We start from the raw sequence: 23044 nt of genomic DNA on the forward strand, positions 1-23044 counted from the left end.
GTTATACTATTTATCTCCAATCCCAATAATAGTATAACACAAAAAGGAGATATGTCACTAAGCATTTTCATTAATTTCACAATTTTTTAATCAATAATGTTCCATTCTTTCAAAATAGCAGCTAATTGTGTTTTCGTTTCAACAATTGTGCCATCATTATAAATTACTTCATCCGCCATCTTTACCTTTTCTTCTAGTGGCATTTGAGATTGAATACGTGCCGTTGCTTCTTTTTCTGAAAAATCATTCCGTTTCATTAAACGTTCTAATTGCGTATTCGGCGTAACCGCTACAACTAATACTCGATCAACGAGATTTGTTAATTTACTTTCAAACAAAAGAGGGATATCTAACACCACCGCTTGCATACCTTCTTTTATGTACATCTCCTTTTGTTCATTCATTTCTTCACGCACCGCAGGATGAACAATTTTGTTTAACTGCAATCGTTTTTCTTCATTATAAAAAACAACACTTCCAAGCTTCGGTCGATCAAGTTCTCCATCTTTTTGTAACACTTCCGTTCCAAAAACTTCTACAATTTTGTTATATGCTGGTTTTCCACGTTCTACAACTTCTCGCGCAATAATATCGGCATCAATGACTGGTATATTTATTTCACGAAACATTTGTGATACTGTACTTTTCCCACTCGCAATGCCTCCTGTTAATCCAACTACAACTGTCATAATAATCCTCCTCATAATAATAGGCGCGAAACTAATGTTCCACGCCCATACTTACATTTTCCAAATTCCAATAATAATGAGTAAAACCCCAGGCAGGAATGTAAATTTTTGTAACCATTTCATATTCGATAAAACCGTACCGAGCTTCATTCCAATAAATAAAAATAAAGAACTCATAACCGCAACTATCGTCGCCATCATCGCAGGTGCATACCCTAATAAAGATGCACCAATTCCAGCACCAAACGAATCCACAGAAAGAGCAATACCGAGAAGTAGCGCTTCTCCTGCAGAGATGATTCCTGATTTATCAAAATCCGCAACAGTCGGTTTTCGCAAAATTTGAACGACTAGCCCTAACGAAGCAATTTCTAACTTCCAAACTTTCTCTTCTTGCTTCGGTTCTTCTTTTTTATCGCCCCGAAAAAACTGATATAGCACCCAAATACCTATTCCAATAAGAACAAGCCCACCGATACGCGTTGCGATAACAGGTGAAAATATTTTCGCAATCATATGTCCAATTCCCATGGAAACGAGCATGACAGCTGCTGAACAGATCCCGATAATTATAATGGATCTTAGCGGAATTCTTACGCTTCTTAACCCGTATGTCAGCCCTACACTACAGCTATCTAAGCTTAATGTAAAAGCTAATAAAATAAGAGATAAATAAAGGTACATCGGTAAGCTCCTCCCTTATACATAGCTCTGCTGTATGTATATGACAAATGCCTATCCGATGTTATCTCTTTTCTATATTCTAGGCTGGCAAGTTGGGCAGTAATGCGTTCCTCTTCCACCAACCACTGTTTTTTCTAATATCGTGCCACAAGTTACACACGGTTCTCCTTTTTTTCCATAAACATTCAGAAGCTCTTGGAACGAACCGATTTGACCTTGCGAATTAATATACGTTCTAATTGTACTTCCTCCGCGTTTAACAGCTTCTCCTAATGTCGTAACAGTCGCTTCATAAATTCTTTCTATTTCATCTTCTGTTAAAGATGCCGCTTCTCGCTCCGGATGAATTTTAGAACGGAACAACACTTCATCTACATATATGTTTCCAAGCCCCACCAAAAGACGCTGATCTAATAATACAACTTTTATTTTACGATTTGTCTTTTGTAGTCTTTCCCTTAAGTACTGCGGTGTCAATTCAGCATCAAATGGTTCTGGCCCTAAATCTGCAAGAGGCATTTGAGCAAATTCTTCACCTTTCTTAAAGAGATGCATCGTACCAAACTTTCTCACATCTTTATAATGCAATTCAGTTCCATCTGTAAATAAGAAACGCACATGTGTATGTTTATCGATTGGCTCATCCTCTTGATGAAGTAAAAACTTACCTTCCATACGCAAATGTGAAACAATTACATAGTTCGTTACATATAAAAGTAAAAACTTACCTCTTCGTTTTATATTTTCAATCGTCTCGCCTCTCAGCATTTCTTTAAAGATTTCTGCATCGTCCGGTCGTTTCACTATTTTTGGATAAGTGACAATTACATCTTCAATTACTTTTCCCGTTACAAGATTTTCAAGTGTCCGTCTAACGTTTTCAACCTCTGGTAATTCAGGCATTTTATCACTTCCTTATTTCGCGTCGTACCAAGTTGAGCCGTAAGAATAATCAACTTTTAATGGAACTGCCAACTCAATTGCATGCTCCATTACTTCTGGTACAAGCTTCTCTAATTTTTCCACTTCTTCTTTTGGTGCTTCAAAGATCAATTCATCGTGTACTTGCAGAAGTAGACGCGCTTCTAATCCTTCTTCTTCTAAACGATCCACCATAATAATCATAGCCTTTTTAATAATATCCGCCGCACTACCTTGAATTGGTGTATTCATTGCAGTACGCTCTGCAAAGCTACGCAAATTAAAATTACGGCTCGTAATTTCTGGAATGTAACGACGACGATTTAATAGCGTTGAAACATATCCTTTTTGCTTCGCATCTTTTACAATGTCATCCATATATTCTTTTACGCCAGGGAAGCTTTCTAAATACTTTTCAATAAATTCTCCTGCCGCTTTTCGAGTAATCCCCAAGTTTTGCGAAAGTCCGTAATCACTAATACCGTACACAATACCAAAGTTTACAGCTTTTGCTTGTCGTCTCATATTAGATGTCACTTCATCTTTTCCAACGCCGAATACGTCCATAGCTGTTTTCGTATGAATATCCATATCATGTTTGAAGGCTTCAACTAATCCTGGATCATTTGCAATGTGAGCAAGCACACGAAGCTCAATTTGTGAATAATCGGCCGCATACATAACCCATCCTTCTTCTGATGGAACGAATGCCTGACGAATCTTTCTACCTTCTTCTAATCGAATCGGGATATTTTGTAAGTTCGGATCTGTTGAACTTAATCGCCCTGTTTGCGTTAACACTTGATTAAAACGAGTATGAATTTTAGATGAATCTTCATGTACAACTTTTAATAAACCTTCAATGTATGTTGAATTTAGTTTCCCTAATTGACGATAGTGTAAAATATTCGGAATGATTGCATGATGATCCATAAGCTTGTCTAGTACATCAGCAGACGTAGAATAACCTGTTTTCGTCTTTTTAATAACAGGTAAGTTTAAGTTCTCAAACAGGATAACTCCAAGCTGCTTCGGTGAATTAATATTAAACTCTGTTCCTGCAAGCTCATAAATCTCTTGTTCCATTTCCTTCAGTCTGCCAGCTAGCTCTTCTCCCATATTACGAAGACGCTCCGTATCAACTTTCACACCTTTTACTTCCATATCAGCTAATACTCGAGCAAGCGGTAATTCTAATTCGGTAAACAGTTCATATTGCTCGTTCTTTTCTAATTCTTCCTCGAATGTTTGCTTCACATCATATAATACATGTACTTTACGGGCAACATGCTCAGCTACTACCTCTTGTTCTGGGACAGCACGCTTCGCACCTTTACCGTATACTTCTTCATCAGACTTTACCGCATGTGTTTCTTTCATTTTTGCTACAGTACGAAAATCTTTATCTGTATCAGCTGGATCAAGTAAATAAGCAGCAATTAATAAATCAAAGTCAATCCCTTGAATATCTACACCTTTCCAGTTGAGAGCAACGATAGCACGCTTCGCATCAAATGTATGTTTCCTCATTTCTCCATTCGCTAGCCACTCTTTGAAAGCATCTGATTTAAGAGCGACGTCTGTCGGAATAAAGTAACAACCATTTTCATTTTGAATACCAAAACCCTGAATATCAGCTTTATGGTAATTATCTTCTTGCACTTCCACAATAATCGCGCTATCTTGCCCGAGCATTTCTTCTGTAACTTCTTCGGCAATATCAAATGAAATATCATCTAGTTCAGCAGGAGCTGTTTCTTCTGGCGTAACACCTAACTTATTTAAAAGAGATGTAAATCCTAAATTCTCGAACATCGGAATAACATCACTTGCTTCGTATCCTTTATATTCCATATCATCTACATGCACAGTAATGGGTGCATCCGTAATAATAGTCGCCAAATCTTTACTCATAAGAGCTTGTTCTTTATTTGCTTCTAACTTTTCTTTTAATTTCTTGCCACTTACTTGATCTAAGTTTTCATATACAGCTTCTACTGTTTCAAATTGTGTTAACAATTTAATCGCAGTTTTTTCACCAACACCTGGTACGCCAGGAATGTTATCTGATTGGTCTCCCATTAAACCTTTCATATCGATAATTTGTTTTGGTGACAAGCTATATTTCTCAAATAAAGCTTCTTTCGTATATTCATCTACTTCCGTAATCCCTTTGCGAGGAATACATACGAGTGTATTATCTGAAACAAGTTGAAGTAAATCTTTATCTCCTGAAATAACTTTAACATGAAACCCTTGCTCACTTGCTTCTTTCGCTAACGTCCCCATAATGTCATCCGCTTCATAATTTTCTAACTCATAACGCGGAACATTAAATGCATCAAGTAGTTCACGAATAAACGGGAATTGCTCCGATAGTTCAGGTGGAGTCTTTTGACGCCCTCCCTTATAATCACTATATGTTTTATGACGGAATGTTGTTTTTCCCGCATCAAATGCTACAAGCATATGCGTCGGTTTTTCTTCCTCTAATATTCTCATTAACATCATCGTAAAACCATAAATTGCGTTCGTATGTATACCCTTGTCGTTATTTAAAAGCGGTAGTGCAAAGAAAGCACGATACGCGATATTATTACCATCTACTAATACGACTTTTTTTTCCAAACTGCAAACCTCCCCATACAAATTTGAAACGATTTTTCCACAGAAAAAAAACCGTTCCTTTCCTCTCTCTATATTAACATGACTAATAGAGAGAAGAAAAATAACGGTTTTTTCTATTATATATAAACAGACTTATATTGGCATAAAGGGAAGTGACGAGAATAGCATAACTACTCTCGTCCAAAATTACTCCTTGGATGAAGGGGTTTTCATGTATTATATTAACAGAACTTTATTAATATTTAATTAAGCAATTGTTAATATATTGTAAACATCCTTCGCCCTATTTTACAGTTGCCGATTTTGGTAAAACAACTGTAAATGTTGTTCCTTCTCCAACCTCACTATCCACTGTAATCGTACCTTGATGTGCTTCCACTAAATGTTTAACAATGGACAAGCCAAGACCTGTTCCACCTGTATTTCTACTTCTCGCTTTATCTACTCGATAAAAACGTTCAAAAATACGAGGGATTTCTTCTTTACTAATACCAATTCCAGTATCCGATACTTTTATATAAGCATTATATTTATCTTCTGCTAATTCAACAGAAACAACGCCTCCAGCTGGCGTATATACGATTGCATTATTAATTAAATTAATAAAGATTTGTTTTAAGCGGCTAGGATCTCCAATAACAGAAACTCGTTTCAATACATTCACTTGTAAAGAGATTTCTTTTTCTCCTGCTTTATTATCAAGCACCATGTGAATGTCTTCAAGAAGCCCCTTCATATCAACCGTACCCATATTCAACTTAAATCCTTGTTGCTCGATCTTTGACAAATCTAATAAATCCTCAATTAATCCTTGCATGCGTTCACTTTCTTTTAGAATAATATGTAAGAAATGTTCACAAAATCTTTTGTTATCCATCGCTCCATCCAAGAGCGTTTCTGAAAAACCTTTAATAGAAGTAATCGGTGTCTTCAATTCATGAGAAACATTCGCTAAAAAGTCTTTTCTCATTTGTTCTAATTTCTTTAGCTCAGTAATGTCATGGAATACGAGAACAATTCCCTTCCATTCATGGTTCGTCCCAATAATTGGCGCTCCATATACTTCGAAATGCTTTCGCTCAATGCCAAGCGGCAATAACATTTGTTTACGCACTTTCACTTCCGTCATAAAAATTTCTTCCACAAGTTCAATAATTTCCGTATGGTGAAACGATTCATAATATAAACGATTTAAATATTCTTCATCAGTTACGTGGAAAGTTTCCTTATAAGAACGGTTTACAAGGTTTATATATCCACGGCTATCAATTAAAATCATTCCGCTTCCCATATTTTCAATTAATGTGTGCAAACGATCTTGTTGCATTTCTTGTTCGAGTGTCATCTCTTGTAAATTACGAGCTAAAATATTAATCGCTTTACTCAGCATTCCAGTTTCATCTGAATGACTTTCATATGCACGCGCTTTATAATTCCCCTTCGCTAATTCAATCGCAACTTTCGTAACCGATTCAATCGGCCTAATATATTGCCCTGTAATTTTCATACCAAGGAATACAACTACGAGACAAGCGATGACAAATCCGATAATTAATAATCCCCACGTTTTTTGGTGAATGTCCCTCAAAGGTTCAATCGTACTTTTCACCAAAATATATCCTTGTTTCCCTGCTACATCCTGAACGAACACCGCATGATAAAATGCATTCTTTTGATCTGTTTTTTTCGTAATGACTTTATTTCTTTGGTTTGCTGTTTCGGAAGAAAGTTCTTTAATCGTCTCTTGACTAAATGCAGATTGTTGCCCACTGCTATATTGAACCTTCTTTTTTTCATCAACAAATAGAATAGAAGCTGGTATTTGTTCTTCTAACTTTTCAAATACATACGGCTTTTTTAAAACAGCATCAAACCCTTGCTCTTCTGCTAATAACGCAACATACTGCGTCTCTTTTACCATTCTCTCTTTAGCATGATCTATATAGTAATTTTCAAATACAGTTTCTAATAACACACCTAGTCCAACTAAAATAAAAACAATGAGAGAAACAAATGTAAAAAGAAGCCTGGAGCGAAATTTATTCATCCCCTTTTGGCTCCTCTAATTTATAACCTAAACCACGTATCGTTTTAATGTACGTCGGTTTTTTCGTATTTTTTTCAATTTTATCGCGCAAATGGCTAATATGGACATCAACAATCCTTGTATCACCGGCAAAATCATAATTCCATACAGCACTTAATAATTGATCACGAGTTAATACACGACTTTTATTTTTCGCAAGATAAACAAGCAGCTCAAATTCTTTCGGCGTTAACTCCAGCTTTCTCCCTTGGAAGTACGCTTCATAAAACTCAGGTAAAATTTTCAGTTCTGCAATCATGATGCTATCTTCATCTGGCGCTTCTGAAACTTGTTCTTCCTGTTGTAATTTCGTACGACGCAAAATCGCCTTCACACGAGCAACAACTTCCCTTGGACTAAATGGCTTCGTCATATAATCATCAGCCCCAAGTTCAAGACCTAGCACCTTATCAAATTCATCATCTTTTGCTGTTAGCATTAGAATCGGCGTCATAACACGCTGCAATCGTAATTCTTTACACACTTCCATACCATCCATTTTCGGAAGCATTAAATCTAATATAATTAAATCTGGGCGTTCTGTAGTCGCTTTTTGAAGCGCCATTTCTCCATCCATCGCCGTTATAACTTCAAACCCAGCTTGTTGTAAATTAAATTCAATTAAAGTTAAGATAAACTCTTCATCATCAACTACTAAAATACGATTGTTCATTCTTTTCCTCCAAGTTATAGACTTGAAACCTTCTTCACCCTAGTATTTTCCCCGTTATTCTCATCATACTAGAAAACAGGTTCCCCCTCAATAAAATTGTCTATTCATGAAGCTCAATTATAATAAAGTTGTTCCGAAAAATCGAAATAATTACAATTTCACTTTAGTGATCCAGTTGTTATCCAAACCTTATAAATCATCCTATCTTTTTTACAACTCACTTCTGTACAAACTATAAAATCTTGATTTTGCGCTAGGAAAAACGAAAGAGCATATGCTATTTTATAATCTGATGTTTCATATCCATCAAATACTCTCCCATACATTTCATTCGCGATCGAATCTGCCCATACTTCAGCTTCTCTCATCGTTTCAAAGATCGTGTCTTCACTTTTCCATCTCATTCCTCTAAAAACCACTCCTTCATTTGACTTCCATTATTTAATAATGCGATAATTAAAGTTAAAAATCACCATATATAAATTTAAAAGAAGCGAGGTTTTATTATGCGACTAGTACTACCTATTTTATCTTTAGTGGTAACATGTATTCTTACTTTTAACATCTCAAACTGGGATACAATTAAAACTAACTGCTCAGATTTCGCCCAAGGATTCGTAGATGGATTCTTCAACTAAAAATAGCGCTAGCATCTCTTTAATACAGGGATGCTAGCGCTATTCATATTTTCATGTTTTAAAAATTATCTAATGCTTTTTCCATAATAGAGACAGATTTAAAAGGTGGCGTTACTGTTAATGAACCTTTTACAACCTTCTCTTCTTGTTCATCATAAGCTGATACAAGCATATCAATTGTATGTTCCTCCTCAGAAACAGCCACAACTTCAAAGTGGATTTGTAACGTTTCATAATGGTGAACAGGCTTCACGAACGTAAGGTCCTTCCTAATAATATGACTACCTGGACCTGGCAAATATTTCGTAACCGCCGTTGTAATCATCCCTGTTAGCATAATGCTTGGTACAATCGGCTTTTCATACGGAGTTTGGGATGCGTAATCATGCTGAATATATAATGGATTGGCATCATTCGTTAACCCTAAATACAATAACAAATCTTTATCCTCAATTTTTTCAGTGATAGATAGTTTCTCTCCTACTGTAATTTCATCCATTCTACGACCAATTTGAACTTTTTTCTTTAACATGTTACAACCCCCTCCGATTTTTTCACCTTATTATCCTACTAAAAGCGATACCTTATCCGAAAATTACTATGATGAGGGCAATGTATAGTATAAGTCTATAGTTTCATTATAGGATCCTACAAATGATAGCGTTTTCATATTATTTTAAAAAAACAATTCAGTAAATAGTAGAAAAAGATTCGGGGCCCCGAATCTTTTTCTATCTATATTTAATTATTAAACAAGAACTTTCATAACGTTACGTACAGATTCTACAGAGCGATCTAACGCTTCTCTTTCATCTTCAAGAAGTTCTAATTCAATAATTTTTTCAATTCCGTTACCACCTAGAATTACTGGTACCCCCAAGTAAAGGTCACTATAACCATACTCACCTTCAAGGTATGCAATAGCTGGTAATACACGGCGTTGATCTTTCAAGATTGCTTCTGTCATTTCAACTAAAGATGCTGCTGGCGCATAATATGCACTACCGTTTCCTAATAGGCCTACAATCTCACCGCCACCTTTACGTGTACGTTCTACGATTGCTTCTAAACGCTCTTTCGGAATTAATGTTTCTAACGGTATACCACCTGCATATGAGTAGCGTACAAGAGGTACCATATCATCACCATGTCCTCCAAGAACAAATCCTGTAATATCTTTAACAGATAGATTTAATTCTTGCGCAATGAATGTACGGAAACGAGCTGTATCTAATACACCTGATTGACCAATAACACGCTCTTTCGGGAACCCAGCCTCTTTAAATACAGAATATGTCATTGCATCAACTGGATTTGTTAACACAACAATAATTGCGTTTTGTGAATGTTTTGCAATATCACGCGTAATACTTTTCATAATTTTAGAGTTTGTTGCTACTAAATCATCACGGCTCATACCTGGTTTACGCGCAATACCTGCTGTAATAACTACAACGTCAGAATCAGCAGTATCCGCGTAGTCAGATGTGCCAATGATGTTAGCATCAAAACCTTGTACTGGGCTCGCTTCTAACATATCTAACGCTTTCCCTTTTGTTGGATTTTCCAGCTGTGGAATGTCCACTAACACAACATCTGCAAGCTCTTTTTGCGCTAATAAGAATGCCGTTGTTGCTCCTGTAAATCCTGCACCGATGACTGAAACCTTTTTGCGTTTGATTGTCATAATTTACCCCCCGCTTTAATTATGCGTTTTTGATTATCGCTACATCCATGTTTTTAATAAGTTCATTAGCAAATTCAGAACATTTCACTTCTGTTGCACCTTCCATTAAACGTGCGAAATCATATGTTACTACTTTTGATGCAATTGTTTTCTCAACTGAAGCTGTTACTAATTTCGCTGCTTCATTCCATCCTAAATGTTCTAATAATAATACACCTGAAAGAAGAACAGAAGATGGGTTTACTTTATCTAAACCTGCATATTTCGGAGCTGTACCATGTGTAGCTTCAAAAATAGCATGTCCAGTAACATAGTTAATGTTTGCACCAGGTGCAATACCAATTCCACCTACTTGTGCAGCAAGTGCATCAGAGATATAGTCTCCGTTTAAGTTCATTGTTGCAACAACATCGAACTCACGAGGACGAGTTAAAATTTGTTGTAAGAAGATATCTGCAATAGAATCTTTTACGATGATTTTTCCAGCAGATTCCGCTTCTGCCATCGCTTTATTTGCTGCATCCTTACCATCTTTCTCAACAATACGGTCATATTCAGCCCAAGTAAATACTTTATCGCCAAATTCTTGTTCCGCTACTTCATAACCCCAGTTTTTGAAAGCACCTTCTGTAAATTTCATTATGTTTCCTTTATGAACTAATGTAACAGAAGAACGTTTTTCGTTAATTGCATATTGAATTGCAGCACGAACAAGACGCTTTGTCCCTTCTTCTGAAATAGGTTTAATACCAATCCCTGAAGTTTCTGGGAAGCGAATTTTATTAACGCCCATTGCTTCTTTTAAGAAAGCAAGAACTTTTTCTGCTTCTGGAGATCCTTGTGCATATTCAATCCCAGCATAAATGTCTTCTGTATTTTCACGGAAAATAACCATATCAGTATCTTCCGGACGCTTTACAGGTGAAGGAACACCTTCAAAGTAACGAACTGGACGTAGACATACATATAAATCTAATTCTTGACGAAGTGCTACGTTTAGAGAACGAATACCACCACCAACTGGAGTTGTAAGCGGACCTTTAATCGCGATTAAATACTCACGAATTTCATTTAATGTCTCTTCTGGTAACCACTCGCCTGTTTGGTTGAATGCTTTTTCCCCTGCAAGCACTTCTTTCCAAACGATCTTTTTCTCACCATCATAAGCTTTTTCAACTGCTGCTTCTAGTACGCGAGATGCAGCTGCCCAAATATCAGGACCAATTCCATCTCCTTCGATAAATGGAATAATCGGATTGTTTGGTACATTCATAACACCATTAGTTACAGTAATTTTTTCACCTGTTGTCAATGTGATAACCCCCATGTTTGAAATTTCATATGTATGAAACTGAGGGAGTAACCCCTCAGTTCAAACCGTTAGTCAAATTAAAATATTCTAATCATTACATCTTCCCAAAAAAGTCAGACTTTTGAAAGCGTATTTTCACTATCAAAATAGTGTTTTTCGCTTATCGTTGTGCTAGCGGAACATACACTTGATGTGTCGGTCCATTATAATCAGCACGCGGACGGATTAAACGGTTATTTTCATATTGTTCTAGAATATGAGCTAACCAGCCTGACATACGGCTAATTGCAAAGATAGGTGTAAATAAATCATGGTCAATTCCTAAACAATGGTATACAGAAGCTGAATAGAAATCAACATTTGGTGGAAGACCTTTTTCTTTTGTTACAATGTCTTCAATTTTGATAGACATATTATACCATTTCTCTTCTCCTAAAAGCACGCATAATCTCTTAGACATTTCACGTAAATGTTTCGCGCGTGGATCACCATGCTCATACACACGATGGCCAAATCCCATAATTTTCACTTTATTTTGAAGAGCATTATGAATATATGATTCTACATTTTCTTCTTCGCCAATTTCAGTTAACATCTTCATTACATTTTCATTTGCCCCGCCGTGAAGAGGACCTTTTAACGCACCGATTGCTGCTGTAATACCAGAATATACATCCGACAGCGTAGCAACACAAACACGTGCAGTAAATGTAGAAGCGTTTAACTCATGATCTGCATGAAGTACAAGTGCTTTGTCAAAAGCCTCAATTTCAACTTCATTTGGCTCACGATTATTTAACATGTACAAGAAGTTTGCAGCTAATGATAAATCTTCTCTTGGCTCAACAACCTCTAAACCTTTGCGAATTCTTGCATAAGCCGCAACTAAAGTTCCCACTTGCGCCTGTAATTTAACCGCTTTCAAATAATTGGACTTCTCATCCATTATTTCAGCGCTCTCATCATATAATGATAGCATGGAAATTGCAGTTCGTAAAACAGACATCGGGTGCGCAATATTTAAATCTACTTGTTTTAAATATGTTAAAATCTCACCTGGAACTTTATAGTATTGAGACACAGTTTCACTAAATTCCGCTAGTTCTTTTTCGTTAGGAAGCTTGCGGTGCCATAATAAGTACACTACTTCTTCAAATGTAGCATTCTCAGCTAAATCATCAATATTATACCCAACATAAGTTAATGTATCATCAATAATAGAGCTCACAGATGATGTTGTTGCTACTACCCCTTCTAAACCTCGAATAACAGTCATGACATTCTCTCCTTTTCCTGAAAATTCTCCCAATCTTGCTCCTTATATCTATTTGCTCCCCTTATAAATTATGAACGCTCGTTCACTCTTTAGGCAAGCAAAATGCACGATCATGCAAATTTATTGCGATGTTCCCCTCTTATTGTCCATTGCTTACATGGAAAGCATGAGCGTGAATGTCTCCCCGAATCCTCACGCTCAGAACAACAAGTTAGTGAGGAAAATTAATTCCGAAGAGTTTTATGATAAAAACAACATAAAACAATATCATTATAAAATTGTTTTATGTTGTTTTTATTTTATCTGGTGTAAAGTCTTTGCTGTTATGTAACTTTTCAAAGTTTCTAATCCTATTATAAACAATTATCTGACTTTTGTGAACAGAAAGAATTCAAAAATTTTATATTACTATAAAATTCCTCATTTAAACATTTGTATAATACTCATAACTGCATAGGCAATTCCAGCCCCAATTAATGGACCTACAGCGACCCCATTAAATAAAGCGACAGCTATAATTGTCCCAAAAACAAGCGCAGTTGTAATATGAGGGTCAGTCGTTAATAATTGCACTCCACCTTTCGCCAACAAGGCAACCGCTATCCCTGAAGCTAAGGCAATCCATGCATAATACGATTTCGCCGCTTCTCCAAGTTGTTTAAAGCCTATCTCACCCGTCGCAATTGGTACAAGCACCGCAATTGTAATAACCGTCACACCGAGGTTAATTCCCTTCGTTTGTAAATAAGGAAAAACCTTGTCTCCTAAAAACGTAAACTTCAATAAAAATAACACACCAACAGCTACAGTAAGCGATTGGTTTTTAGCAATTAGTCCTATAATAAATAGTATGAATAAAAATAACGTTGACTGACTAATCATGATTGCACTTCCTTTCTGAAAATAATGAACTTGTTTCCAAACAAAAATACCTTTAAACCTATCGTTATACATGCTATATCGATGCGCATTTATCAATTATAATAAAGCAACAAATTAATTTTTATATGCGTTTCAAAATTACAAACAAGACTTTAACCAGAAAAAAACTAAAGCATGCATACACCGGCTGTCTCTCCTTTCTTTTCTAATAAGAAACAGGTAAAATAAAAAGGAGAGAAAATGAAGTTTTTACCATATAGTAGAAGCATCACCAACAAGCTTTTACAGTCATTATTCCACTGCAAAAGCAAGCTAAATCCATCATTCCACTATAACATAAAGTGAAACTTTGATCAGTGAATCTCACTAGTTATAAGTTGAACGAATTAGGATAATCCAAATTGGAATGGGAGGTATACATCTTTGAACCGAAACTTACTATATACGATATTACGACTCATATTTGTCATTGTAGCAACGGTAGTTGGGTTCTATGCCTTACTTTACATGTCAGGCCTTATTTACCCTTTTATTATCGCTTTTGCATTCGCTTATTTGATTAATCCTGTCGTCAATTTCCTTAATCAAAAACTACAATTTCCTCGTGCGTTATCGGTACTCGTTAGCTTAATTCTCGTGTTCGGAGCTATCGTCGGACTTGTTACATACCTTGTAACTGAAGCAATATCTGCCACAACATACTTACTACAAATTGTTACAGTGAAGTTTCCAGATATCGTTGCATTCGCCCAAGAATTTGCACTTAATCATATTATGCCTCTCTATGATGATTTAATCTCTAAATTTAATCATCTCGGAGAACCACAGCGATACACCATTACACAAAACATTCAAAACTTAGGTACCGAAGCAACGACACAAATGAAAGAACTTTTAACCGCCATTATAAGCGGATTAACAAATTTCATTAGTGCATTACCAACAACTTTAACTGTCCTTGTATTCGTCTTATTAGCCACTTTCTTCATTAGTTACGATTGGCATCGTCTTGCTCATAAAGCAAGAAAACTCCTACCCAATCGTGTACATGGATACGGAAAAACTATTTTTGTCGATTTAAGAAAAGCTTTGTTCGGTTTTGTTAAAGCGCAACTTACACTCGTATCTATGACAACTATCATTGTACTAATCGGTCTTTTAATATTACGCGTGCCATACGCAATTACTATCGCGATTATTACAGGAGTTGTAGATTTACTCCCGTATTTAGGAACAGGAGCTGTCTTCGTTCCTTGGGTTATATACGTATTTTTCACAGGCGACACTGCATTCGCCATCGGTCTTCTCATCCTATACATCGTCGTGATTGTCCAAAGACAAATCATGGAGCCGAAAGTACTTTCATCTAATATTGGACTTGATCCATTAGCGACACTCATCGCTCTATTTGTCGGCTTTAAGCTCTTTGGTTTTTTAGGATTAATCATCGGTCCAGTCACATTAGTGCTACTTAATACATTACACAAAGCTCATGTATTCCATGACTTATGGAAATTCATCAAGGGCTCACCATCAAAATAATATTTTCTAATTCATACACAATAAAAAAATTAACTGTAATCAGTGGGAATTTCCCACTGATTATTCACTGTACTTTTTTTGTACTAACTACATCCGAAAGAGAATTTCCTAAAAAAGGATAATTCTCTTATTTTTTGCATAAAAAACGCATGTTTTAGGTTAAAATTACATTTTTATTCTATTTACCCTATAATTATTCCTTACATTTATTACTTTTTATGTAAATGAATAAATATACAAAATGAGGTAGGGGACCCTTTTAATCAGTAGTTTTCCTCTTCTCACCTACCTTCTTTGCACTAGTCAAACCCCAATATAAGAGCATCACTTAAAGTAAAACCTTTAATTCATAAGAAACACTCTCTATCCCTACTGATTATTAACTGGCAACAATCCAACTTTTACAGGAAGCTCACATTCCAACTAGATTCTAACCACTCATAATTAGCAAACAAAATAAAAAATAACGCGTAGATCACTATGATCTACGCGTTATTTTTGAACAATAATAGTAGTTCTCTTTCTAAATTTCCAATCAATCCACTTCATAACAACTGGTTTCAATAAAGCCCTCGTTGCAGGAACAACAAAGATAAAACCAATTATATCCGTTACGTATCCAGGCAAAACCAAAAGAATACCTCCTACGAATATAAAAATACCATCTAAAACCGCATCACCCGGCATTTCTCCTCTATTTAACCTGAATTGAATCTCCCTAAGTACTTTAAACCCTTGTCGTTTCGCCAAATACACACCTACAATACCCGTAAATACAATTATAGCGAACGTAGACCATAAACCTATTACATGACTCGACACTATTAATACCGTAATCTCAATCGCCGGTATTAAAATAAGCAAGCATAGTAACCACTTCATAACTCCACACTCCTTCATATTTCATTCAAAAGGCTTAAACATCGCCTCTTCCTCATCAACTTAACAAATCCCCTTATAAGCCCCTCAAAACGCTCATATAAGCTCTACAAAAGATAAATAACCTTTGGGCCGTTAAACATTATAACAAACGTTTTCCAAAGTAATTTCAGGCATTTAAAGCTATCTCTACCCTTGTTTGTGTAAAAAAAAGAGAAGGACTCCGCTCCTTCTCTCCGTATTACTTCTTATAGCACTTCCGCATGTCCATTATAAACAATTCCGCGTGCTGCATCAACTGTTACTTCTTGGCCATTTTTTAAAGTTGTTGTTACGCCGTTTACACCAACGATAACAGGAATACCGATTGATACACCTACAACAGCCGCATGGCTTGTTAAGCCACCTTCTTCAACTACTAGAGCAGCAGCTTTTTCAATTGCAGGAATCATATCTTTATCAGTGCTTGTTGTAACAAGGATATCACCTTTGTTTACGTTCGCTACAGCTTCAGCAGCTGTTTTCGCTACAACTACTTTACCTTTTGCAGCTTTACGACCGATACCTTGCCCTTTAGCAACTTCTTCACCAACAACGTGGATTTTCATTAAGTTTGTTGTACCAGTTTCAGCAACTGGAACACCAGCAGTGATTACTACAGTATCTCCAAGTCCAATTAGACCTGCATCCATACCTGTTTGAATTGCAGTATCTAACATTTCGTCAGTAGAAGCTGCACGTTTTCCAGCCATAAACGCTTGAACACCCCAAACAAGCGCAAGACGACGTCCTACTTGCTCGTCAGATGTTACAGCTACGATTGGAGATTTCGGACGGTATTTAGAGATCATTTTCGCAGTATATCCACTTTCTGTTGGAGCTACGATTGCAGCTACATCAAGAGCAAGTGCTGTGTGCGCAACAGATTGGCTAATTGCATCTGTAATTGTTGGAGTGAACTCTTTAATACGTTTTTTGAACATATCTTCATATTGTAATGATTTTTCAACACGTACTGCAATGTTAGCCATCATTGTTACAGCTTCTACAGGGTATTGACCCGCAGCAGTTTCACCTGAAAGCATGATTGCATCTGTACCATCGAAGATTGCGTTTGCTACGTCACTTGCTTCCGCACGAGTTGGACGTGGGTTACGTTGCATAGAATCTAACATTTGCGTTGCAGTAATAACTGGTTTGCCTAATACGTTACATTTTTTGATTAGACGTTTTTGTACTAATGGTACTTCTTCTGGTGGAATTTCTACACCCATATCACCACGAGCTACCATTAAACCGTCAGAAACTTCTAAGATTGAATCGATATTGTCGATACCTTCTTGGTTTTCGATTTTTGGTACGATTTGGATATACTGAGCGTTATGCTCTTCTAATAATTCACGGATTTCTAATACGTCAGATGCTTTACGTACGAAAGATGCTGCGATGAAATCAACTTTTTGCTCGATACCGAAAACGATATCTTTAACGTCTTTTTCAGTGATACCAGGAAGCTTAATGCTTACATTTGGTACGTTAACACCTTTTTTATTTTTTACAGTTCCGCTGTTTAATACTTTTGTACGGATGTTTCCGTCAGCTTTCTCGATTACTTCTAGTTCGATAAGACCGTCATCGATTAGAATGCGAGAACCTGGGTCTACATCATCATAAAGACCAGCATAAGATACAGAGAACTTCTCTGCAGTTCCTAATACTTGTTCAGTAGAAAGAACTACTTCTGCACCTGTTACAAGCTCAGCTTGTCCGTCTACGAAGTCATGTGTACGGATTTCTGGGCCTTTTGTATCAAGTAAAATACCAACTGTTTTACCAGTTTTCTTTGAAGCTTCACGAATGTTTTTAATACGAGCTCCATGCTCTTCATGGCTACCGTGAGAGAAGTTTAAACGAGCAACGTTCATACCCGCTTCGATTAATTGCTCTAATTTCTCAATACTTTCACTAGCAGGACCTATAGTACATACAATTTTAGTTTTACGCATATTGCACCTCCGAAAATTATGAAACCGTTCCCAAATATCTGACATTAAGTCAATTAGATGGATAATTCTTTAGATAATTGATACATATCTTTATCGATTGTATGCTTTTGAGCTAACGCCTCGATAATATCATGATCAACAAGTTTATTGTTTTGAATACCAACACAACGTCCGCCATTACCAGCAATTAATAATTCAACTGCTCTTGCGCCAAGACGACTTGCTAATACACGGTCTTGTGCACTTGGTGATCCACCACGTTGTACGTGACCTAATACAGTTACACGAGTATCAAAGTTTGTTGCTTCTTCAATGTGCTTACCGATATCAATTGCACTTCCAACACCTTCAGCTACAACGATAATACTATGCTTTTTACCACGTTCACTACCGCGTTTCAGACGAGCGATAACATCATCCATGTCATACTTCTCTTCTGGGATTAAGATAGTTTCTGCACCATCAGCTAAACCAGCCCATAATGCGATATCTCCAGCGTGACGTCCCATTACTTCAATAACATATGTACGTTCATGAGATGTAGCTGTATCACGGATTTTATCAATTGCATCAATAACAGTATTTAAAGCTGTATCGAAACCAATTGTGAAGTCTGTTCCAGGAATATCATTGTCGATTGTACCTGGTACACCTACACACGGGAATCCTTGCTCAGTTAATTTTTTTGCGCCTTGGTAAGAACCATCTCCACCAATAACAACAAGTCCTTCAATACCATGTTTCTTTAATTGCTCGATTCCTTTAAGTCGTACTTCTGGGTCTTTAAACTCAGGACATCTTGCTGTATATAATTTTGTACCACCACGGTGGATAATATCGCCAACAGAACCAAGTTCTAATTTTTCAATATGACCAGAAATTAAACCAGCGTATCCATGGTAAATACCATATACTTCAATATCATGGAAAATCGCTTTACGAACAACTGCACGAATGGCAGCATTCATACCAGGTGAATCTCCACCACTTGTTAATACACCAATACGTTTCATTTGTACTCACCTCATAAAGATTATTTGCCTTATAATAAAATAACACGAAAAAATATAAAAACACAATGGAGAAGATGTGTCTTTTCATAATAAAAACGTGCATTCGCGAAGAGGAACGCACGCTTTTCTTATTTTATCCAAATGGAAGCGTTTGAAAACGAAACTTGCCCAATTTTCATATATTTTTCATAACGTTTTTCGATTAATTCATCTTTCGAAATTCCGCTTAATTGTTCAAAAGTTTTTCTAAGCATTAAATCTATATTTTCTGATTGTTTCAAAACATTACGATGCGCCCCGCCTCGCGCCTCTGGAATAATTTCGTCAATTACACCTAATTCTTTCAAATCTAATGCTGTAATTCTCATCGCTTCTGCAGCCTCTTTCGCTTTTCCAGCGTCTTTCCAAAGAATTGCCGCCGCACCCTCTGGTGTAATAACAGAATAAGTGGAATTTTCTAGCATATGAATGTAATCTCCTACTCCAAGACCTAGCGCACCACCACTACCACCTTCACCGATAACAATACAAATAACAGGTACAGTTAAACCGGCCATTTCGAATAAATTACGGGCAATAGCTTCACTTTGACCACGCTCTTCAGCTGCTTTACCAGGATAAGCTCCCTTCGTATCAATGAAACAAATAATTGGACGATTGAACTTTTCCGCTTGTTTCATTAGACGCAGTGCTTTTCGATATCCTTCTGGATGAGGCATCCCAAAATTACGACGAATATTTTCTTTCGTATCTTTTCCGCGTTGATGCCCAATTACAGTTACAGGCATTCCCTTATATTTCGCAATGCCGCCGACAATCGCTGCATCGTCGCCAAAAAGACGATCTCCATGACATTCAAAAAAATCAGTAAATAAGTGCTCAATATAATCGAGCGTTGTCGGTCGTTCTGCATGACGAGCAATTTGGACACGGTCCCATACTTTCATATTGCCGTATATATCTTCCTCTAAATGTTCTAGCTTGTCTTCCAAAATACGAATCTCCTCACTGAAGTCCATCTGGCTGTTTTTCGTATAGTCTTTCAGTTCACGAATCTTATTTCTTAGCTCAACAACTGGTTTCTCAAATTCTAGCTCTGCCATACAGCCATTTCCCCTCCTTGATGAACTTCTAAAATCTTACGGAGTGATTCTCTCATATCATCACGATGCACAACCGCATCTAATTGACCGTGCTCTAGTAAAAATTCTGCCGTTTGGAAATCTTCCGGCAGTTTCTCACGCACTGTTTGTTCAATTACACGTCTACCAGCAAATCCGATAAGTGCACCTGGCTCTGCAAGATTATAATCACCAAGTGAAGCGAAACTCGCTGAAACCCCGCCCGTCGTCGGGTGAGTCATAACAGAAATAAATAACCCTCCTGCATTACTATGCTTTTTCAAAGCTACGCTTGTTTTCGCCATTTGCATTAAACTTAATATCCCTTCTTGCATACGGGCACCACCCGACGCAGTAAAGATAATAAATGGAACTTGTAAGTCGTATGCCTTTTCAACTGCACGGGCAATTTTTTCTCCTACAACAGAGCCCATACTGCCCATTCGAAAACGAGAATCCATTACTGCAACAACAACAAGCATGTCATCAATTGTTCCTTCACCAGTTACAACCGCTTCATTCAATTCAGTCTTCTTACGATCGTTTTCTAGTTTCTCTTCATATCCTGGAAACTCAAGCGGATTTAATGAAACCATCTCTTTGTCATACTCACGAAATGAACCTTCGTCCAATATACTGTCAAGACGTTCCCATGCATTCATTGGATGATGATATCCACAATTTACGCATACTTTTAAATTCTTAAGAAGCTCTTTCGTATACATGATTTTTTTACATTTCGGACATTTTGTCATAACGCCATCTGGTACATCTTTTCGTACTTGTTCTGAAGGTATTGCAGCGTACTTTTTCTTTTTCACGAATAAATCTCTTAGCACAATTTGACCCCCTTCGTTGAGAGCTAAGGTTAGCGTAAGAAGAAAATGGGGCTAACACCAAAGTTTGATGTTAGCCTTATCTTCTCAATCTGTCTAATAACCTCTCTCTTTACGTTTAACTTTAACCGCTATGCGGTAGAATGTTTGTCATAACGTGTCATGGTCATTTCGACAAATTTTATACATTACGAGTGAAACTGTATATTCTCTACTAATTCATCGTAAATTTTTAACGCATCATTTTCTTGTTTCACTTCCAAAGTAGTATACAGCTTTCTATACAATTCGATAGAATCTCCTGAAACTTCACAAGAAAGAGTTGCAACGTAATCATTTACGATCATCCAAATGCGATATAGTAAATAATTATCGACTTGTTCAATAAGTGTTTTAAAGAACGTTTGATGAAGCATCGGAATTGAACTTGCGTTTTCTTCAAGCACTTGATGTAATTTACTTAGCACTTTAGAAAACGCTTCTTTCGGTAAATTACATACAATTCGAATCATATCTTTCTCAAGCAATCGTTTTGTTTGTAATAAATCACGAATTGTTTTCTCATCTTGCAGTAGAAACGGAGCAATTAATTGTACAAGACCGTTATCGTAAAAGTTTCGAATAAACGTCCCCTCACCGCGTCTTGTTTCAATTAACCCTACCAATTCTAAAGCACGCAATGCTTCTCTTACAGAGGATCGTCCAACGTTTAAACGTGAACTTAACTCACGCTCAGACGGCAAACGATCCCCCGCTACTAAACCATCCTCTTCCATAATGGAACGGATTTTTTTTACAATTTCGAGATATACTTTTGTATTTGATGATGTCAATGGAAATTCCTCGCTTATTCTTTGCCAATCAGCGCTAATTGTTTTGTTTTCTCAGCGACTTCATTTGGATCTACTTGACGGCGAGCTACTCCTGTCTCCATTGCTGCTTTCGCAACGTAAGCCGCTACTTGAGGCGCTACACGCGCGTCAAACGGCGCTGGAATGATATGATCTGCATTCAACTCATCCTCTGATACAAGCTCTGCAATGGCTTTTACAGCTGCCATCTTCATTTCTTCATTAATTTGTGTCGCATGTACATCAAGTGCACCGCGGAAAATACCAGGGAACGCTAGTACATTATTTACTTGGTTCGGGAAGTCAGAACGACCTGTTCCAACAACAGCTGCGCCCGCTGCTTTTGCCAATTCTGGCATAATTTCCGGAACCGGATTCGCCATTGCGAAAATAATCGCATCGTCATTCATTGTACGAACCATCTCTTGAGTTAATGCACCTTCGGCAGATACACCAATGAATACGTCCGCACCTTTTACAACGTCAGCTAAAGAACCTTCTATACGATTCTTATTTGTATATTTTGCAACTTCATCCTTCACGGGATTCATACCGACAGGACGACCTTCATAAATCGCACCTTTACGGTCACACATAATAACGTCACGTACACCATAGCGATATAAAAGTTTAATGATTGCAATACCTGCTGCACCTGCGCCATTTGCGACAACTTTAATGTCAGACATTTTCTTCCTAACTAATTTCAGCGCGTTCACAAGGCCTGCTACTGTTACGATAGCTGTTCCGTGTTGATCATCATGGAAGATAGGAATATTTGTCTCTTTTTTCAAACGTTCTTCAATAATGAAGCAATTTGGTGCTGCGATATCTTCTAAGTTTACACCACCAAAAGTTGGCTCCATTAATTTTACAGTTTCAACAATTTTATCTACATCGTTTGTATTTAAGGCAATTGGGAATGCATCTACACCAGCAAAGCTCTTGAATAATACAGCTTTACCTTCCATTACTGGAAGAGATGCTTCAGGTCCAATGTTACCAAGACCAAGTACAGCCGTTCCATCTGTCACAACTGCTACCATATTTCCCTTCATTGTATATTCATATACCTTACTTTTATCGTCATAAATTTCTTTACAAGGCTCTGCTACCCCTGGAGAATATGCAAGACTTAAATCTTTTGCATTTTCTACTTTTACTTTTGATACAGTTTCTAATTTTCCTTGATGCACTTTATGCATGTGAAGTGCTTCTTCACGAAGTGTTGACAAACTATCCACTCTCCTCAAATTATTCTTGCTGATATCAATTTCTCCAAGTGGTCTGACCACGAACACTACTACTATAATAATCGAA

General features: G+C 37.0%; 20 protein-coding genes. 1 reads left to right on the top strand and 19 read right to left on the bottom strand.

Going from position 1 to position 23044, the window contains the following annotated elements:
- Nucleotides 1–86: 86 nt before the first annotated feature.
- From coaE to ACTFQM_RS17795, 12 genes are all read right to left on the bottom strand, one after another.
- Entirely contained in the window at nucleotides 87–689 is a 603-nt protein-coding gene (coaE, locus tag ACTFQM_RS17740) for a dephospho-CoA kinase (protein WP_025147561.1), read from the bottom strand.
- Nucleotides 690–740: 51 nt separating this feature from the next.
- A complete protein-coding gene (ytaF, locus tag ACTFQM_RS17745; protein ID WP_025147562.1) occupies nucleotides 741–1373 on the bottom strand; it encodes a sporulation membrane protein YtaF in 633 nt (210 codons plus the stop codon).
- A gap of 72 nt (nucleotides 1374–1445) precedes the next feature.
- Entirely contained in the window at nucleotides 1446–2276 is an 831-nt protein-coding gene (gene mutM, locus ACTFQM_RS17750) for a DNA-formamidopyrimidine glycosylase (protein WP_002173708.1), read from the bottom strand.
- 12 nt (nucleotides 2277–2288) lie between these two features.
- Nucleotides 2289–4922 (bottom strand): DNA polymerase I, encoded by a 2634-nt coding sequence (gene polA / locus ACTFQM_RS17755; protein WP_440035422.1) that lies wholly within the window; start codon nucleotides 4920–4922, stop codon nucleotides 2289–2291.
- A gap of 283 nt (nucleotides 4923–5205) precedes the next feature.
- Complete coding sequence (phoR, locus tag ACTFQM_RS17760; protein WP_440035423.1) at nucleotides 5206–6969, bottom strand: sensory box histidine kinase PhoR; 1764 nt, start codon at nucleotides 6967–6969, stop codon at nucleotides 5206–5208.
- The gene (phoP, locus tag ACTFQM_RS17765) at nucleotides 6962–7681 is read right to left on the bottom strand and encodes a two-component system response regulator PhoP (protein ID WP_071718474.1); all 720 of its coding nucleotides are present in this window, start codon (nucleotides 7679–7681) and stop codon (nucleotides 6962–6964) included. The genes phoR and phoP overlap by 8 nt, the downstream gene beginning before the upstream one ends.
- Nucleotides 7682–7839: 158 nt before the next feature.
- Nucleotides 7840–8085, bottom strand: a complete 246-nt coding sequence (locus tag ACTFQM_RS17770) for a hypothetical protein (protein ID WP_327902209.1) — start codon at nucleotides 8083–8085, stop codon at nucleotides 7840–7842.
- A 292-nt stretch (nucleotides 8086–8377) separates the two neighbouring features.
- The gene (locus ACTFQM_RS17775; protein ID WP_002173714.1) at nucleotides 8378–8851 is read right to left on the bottom strand and encodes a MaoC/PaaZ C-terminal domain-containing protein; all 474 of its coding nucleotides are present in this window, start codon (nucleotides 8849–8851) and stop codon (nucleotides 8378–8380) included.
- A 216-nt stretch (nucleotides 8852–9067) separates the two neighbouring features.
- On the bottom strand, nucleotides 9068–10006 hold the full coding sequence (gene mdh / locus ACTFQM_RS17780) for a malate dehydrogenase (RefSeq protein WP_440035425.1): 939 nt from the start codon (nucleotides 10004–10006) through the stop codon (nucleotides 9068–9070).
- Nucleotides 10007–10025: 19 nt separating this feature from the next.
- Nucleotides 10026–11318, bottom strand: a complete 1293-nt coding sequence (gene icd / locus ACTFQM_RS17785; RefSeq protein WP_002173716.1) for an NADP-dependent isocitrate dehydrogenase — start codon at nucleotides 11316–11318, stop codon at nucleotides 10026–10028.
- A gap of 160 nt (nucleotides 11319–11478) precedes the next feature.
- Nucleotides 11479–12627 (bottom strand): citrate synthase, encoded by a 1149-nt coding sequence (gene citZ / locus ACTFQM_RS17790; RefSeq protein WP_440035426.1) that lies wholly within the window; start codon nucleotides 12625–12627, stop codon nucleotides 11479–11481.
- Between the two features lie 387 nt (nucleotides 12628–13014).
- Complete coding sequence (locus ACTFQM_RS17795) at nucleotides 13015–13476, bottom strand: DUF441 domain-containing protein (RefSeq protein ID WP_002173718.1); 462 nt, start codon at nucleotides 13474–13476, stop codon at nucleotides 13015–13017.
- Nucleotides 13477–13899: 423 nt separating this feature from the next.
- On the opposite strand from ACTFQM_RS17795, the gene ytvI reads away from it, so the two are divergent.
- Nucleotides 13900–15018 carry a sporulation integral membrane protein YtvI gene (ytvI, locus tag ACTFQM_RS17800; RefSeq protein WP_098306390.1) on the top strand — a complete coding sequence of 373 codons (1119 nt, stop codon included), beginning with the start codon at nucleotides 13900–13902 and terminating at the stop codon, nucleotides 15016–15018.
- A gap of 492 nt (nucleotides 15019–15510) precedes the next feature.
- Here the strand turns inward: ytvI and ACTFQM_RS17805 are convergent, their stop codons facing one another.
- The 7 genes from ACTFQM_RS17805 to ACTFQM_RS17835 all read right to left on the bottom strand — a co-directional run bounded on the left by ACTFQM_RS17805 (nucleotide 15511) and on the right by ACTFQM_RS17835 (nucleotide 22929).
- Nucleotides 15511–15900 carry an FxsA family protein gene (locus tag ACTFQM_RS17805; RefSeq protein ID WP_265621989.1) on the bottom strand — a complete coding sequence of 130 codons (390 nt, stop codon included), beginning with the start codon at nucleotides 15898–15900 and terminating at the stop codon, nucleotides 15511–15513.
- A 245-nt stretch (nucleotides 15901–16145) separates the two neighbouring features.
- Nucleotides 16146–17903: a pyruvate kinase gene (gene pyk / locus ACTFQM_RS17810; RefSeq protein ID WP_002173721.1), complete on the bottom strand. Its 1758-nt coding sequence runs from the start codon at nucleotides 17901–17903 to the stop codon at nucleotides 16146–16148.
- A 53-nt stretch (nucleotides 17904–17956) separates the two neighbouring features.
- Nucleotides 17957–18916 (bottom strand): 6-phosphofructokinase, encoded by a 960-nt coding sequence (pfkA, locus tag ACTFQM_RS17815; RefSeq protein WP_002173722.1) that lies wholly within the window; start codon nucleotides 18914–18916, stop codon nucleotides 17957–17959.
- A gap of 128 nt (nucleotides 18917–19044) precedes the next feature.
- Nucleotides 19045–20019: an acetyl-CoA carboxylase carboxyl transferase subunit alpha gene (gene accA, locus ACTFQM_RS17820; RefSeq protein ID WP_048372219.1), complete on the bottom strand. Its 975-nt coding sequence runs from the start codon at nucleotides 20017–20019 to the stop codon at nucleotides 19045–19047.
- Complete coding sequence (gene accD, locus ACTFQM_RS17825) at nucleotides 20007–20876, bottom strand: acetyl-CoA carboxylase, carboxyltransferase subunit beta (RefSeq protein ID WP_002173724.1); 870 nt, start codon at nucleotides 20874–20876, stop codon at nucleotides 20007–20009. The genes accA and accD overlap by 13 nt, the downstream gene beginning before the upstream one ends.
- Nucleotides 20877–21061: 185 nt before the next feature.
- Nucleotides 21062–21706 carry a FadR/GntR family transcriptional regulator gene (locus tag ACTFQM_RS17830; protein ID WP_440035429.1) on the bottom strand — a complete coding sequence of 215 codons (645 nt, stop codon included), beginning with the start codon at nucleotides 21704–21706 and terminating at the stop codon, nucleotides 21062–21064.
- 14 nt (nucleotides 21707–21720) lie between these two features.
- Nucleotides 21721–22929 carry an NAD(P)-dependent malic enzyme gene (locus tag ACTFQM_RS17835; protein WP_440035824.1) on the bottom strand — a complete coding sequence of 403 codons (1209 nt, stop codon included), beginning with the start codon at nucleotides 22927–22929 and terminating at the stop codon, nucleotides 21721–21723.
- Nucleotides 22930–23044: the final 115 nt, after the last annotated feature.

The sequence above is a fragment of the Bacillus cereus group sp. MYBK30-2 genome, from assembly GCF_051915945.1.
In the GTDB taxonomy this organism is placed as follows: Bacteria; Bacillota; Bacilli; order Bacillales; family Bacillaceae_G; genus Bacillus_A; species Bacillus_A paramycoides.

Bases quoted from the DNA above. Each gene is read 5' to 3' on its own strand.
- coaE (WP_025147561.1), bottom strand. From the start codon at position 689: ATGACAGTTGTAGTTGGATTAACAGGAGGCATTGCGAGTGGGAAAAGT.
- ytaF (WP_025147562.1), bottom strand. From the start codon at position 1,373: ATGTACCTTTATTTATCTCTTATTTTATTAGCTTTTACATTAAGCTTA.
- mutM (WP_002173708.1), bottom strand. From the start codon at position 2,276: ATGCCTGAATTACCAGAGGTTGAAAACGTTAGACGGACACTTGAAAAT.
- phoR (WP_440035423.1), bottom strand. From the start codon at position 6,969: ATGAATAAATTTCGCTCCAGGCTTCTTTTTACATTTGTTTCTCTCATT.
- phoP (WP_071718474.1), bottom strand. From the start codon at position 7,681: ATGAACAATCGTATTTTAGTAGTTGATGATGAAGAGTTTATCTTAACT.
- ACTFQM_RS17770 (WP_327902209.1), bottom strand. From the start codon at position 8,085: ATGAGATGGAAAAGTGAAGACACGATCTTTGAAACGATGAGAGAAGCT.
- ACTFQM_RS17775 (WP_002173714.1), bottom strand. From the start codon at position 8,851: ATGTTAAAGAAAAAAGTTCAAATTGGTCGTAGAATGGATGAAATTACA.
- mdh (WP_440035425.1), bottom strand. From the start codon at position 10,006: ATGACAATCAAACGCAAAAAGGTTTCAGTCATCGGTGCAGGATTTACA.
- ACTFQM_RS17795 (WP_002173718.1), bottom strand. From the start codon at position 13,476: ATGATTAGTCAGTCAACGTTATTTTTATTCATACTATTTATTATAGGA.
- ACTFQM_RS17805 (WP_265621989.1), bottom strand. From the start codon at position 15,900: ATGAAGTGGTTACTATGCTTGCTTATTTTAATACCGGCGATTGAGATT.
- pyk (WP_002173721.1), bottom strand. From the start codon at position 17,903: ATGCGTAAAACTAAAATTGTATGTACTATAGGTCCTGCTAGTGAAAGT.
- pfkA (WP_002173722.1), bottom strand. From the start codon at position 18,916: ATGAAACGTATTGGTGTATTAACAAGTGGTGGAGATTCACCTGGTATG.
- accA (WP_048372219.1), bottom strand. From the start codon at position 20,019: ATGGCAGAGCTAGAATTTGAGAAACCAGTTGTTGAGCTAAGAAATAAG.
- ACTFQM_RS17835 (WP_440035824.1), bottom strand. From the start codon at position 22,929: ATGCATAAAGTGCATCAAGGAAAATTAGAAACTGTATCAAAAGTAAAA.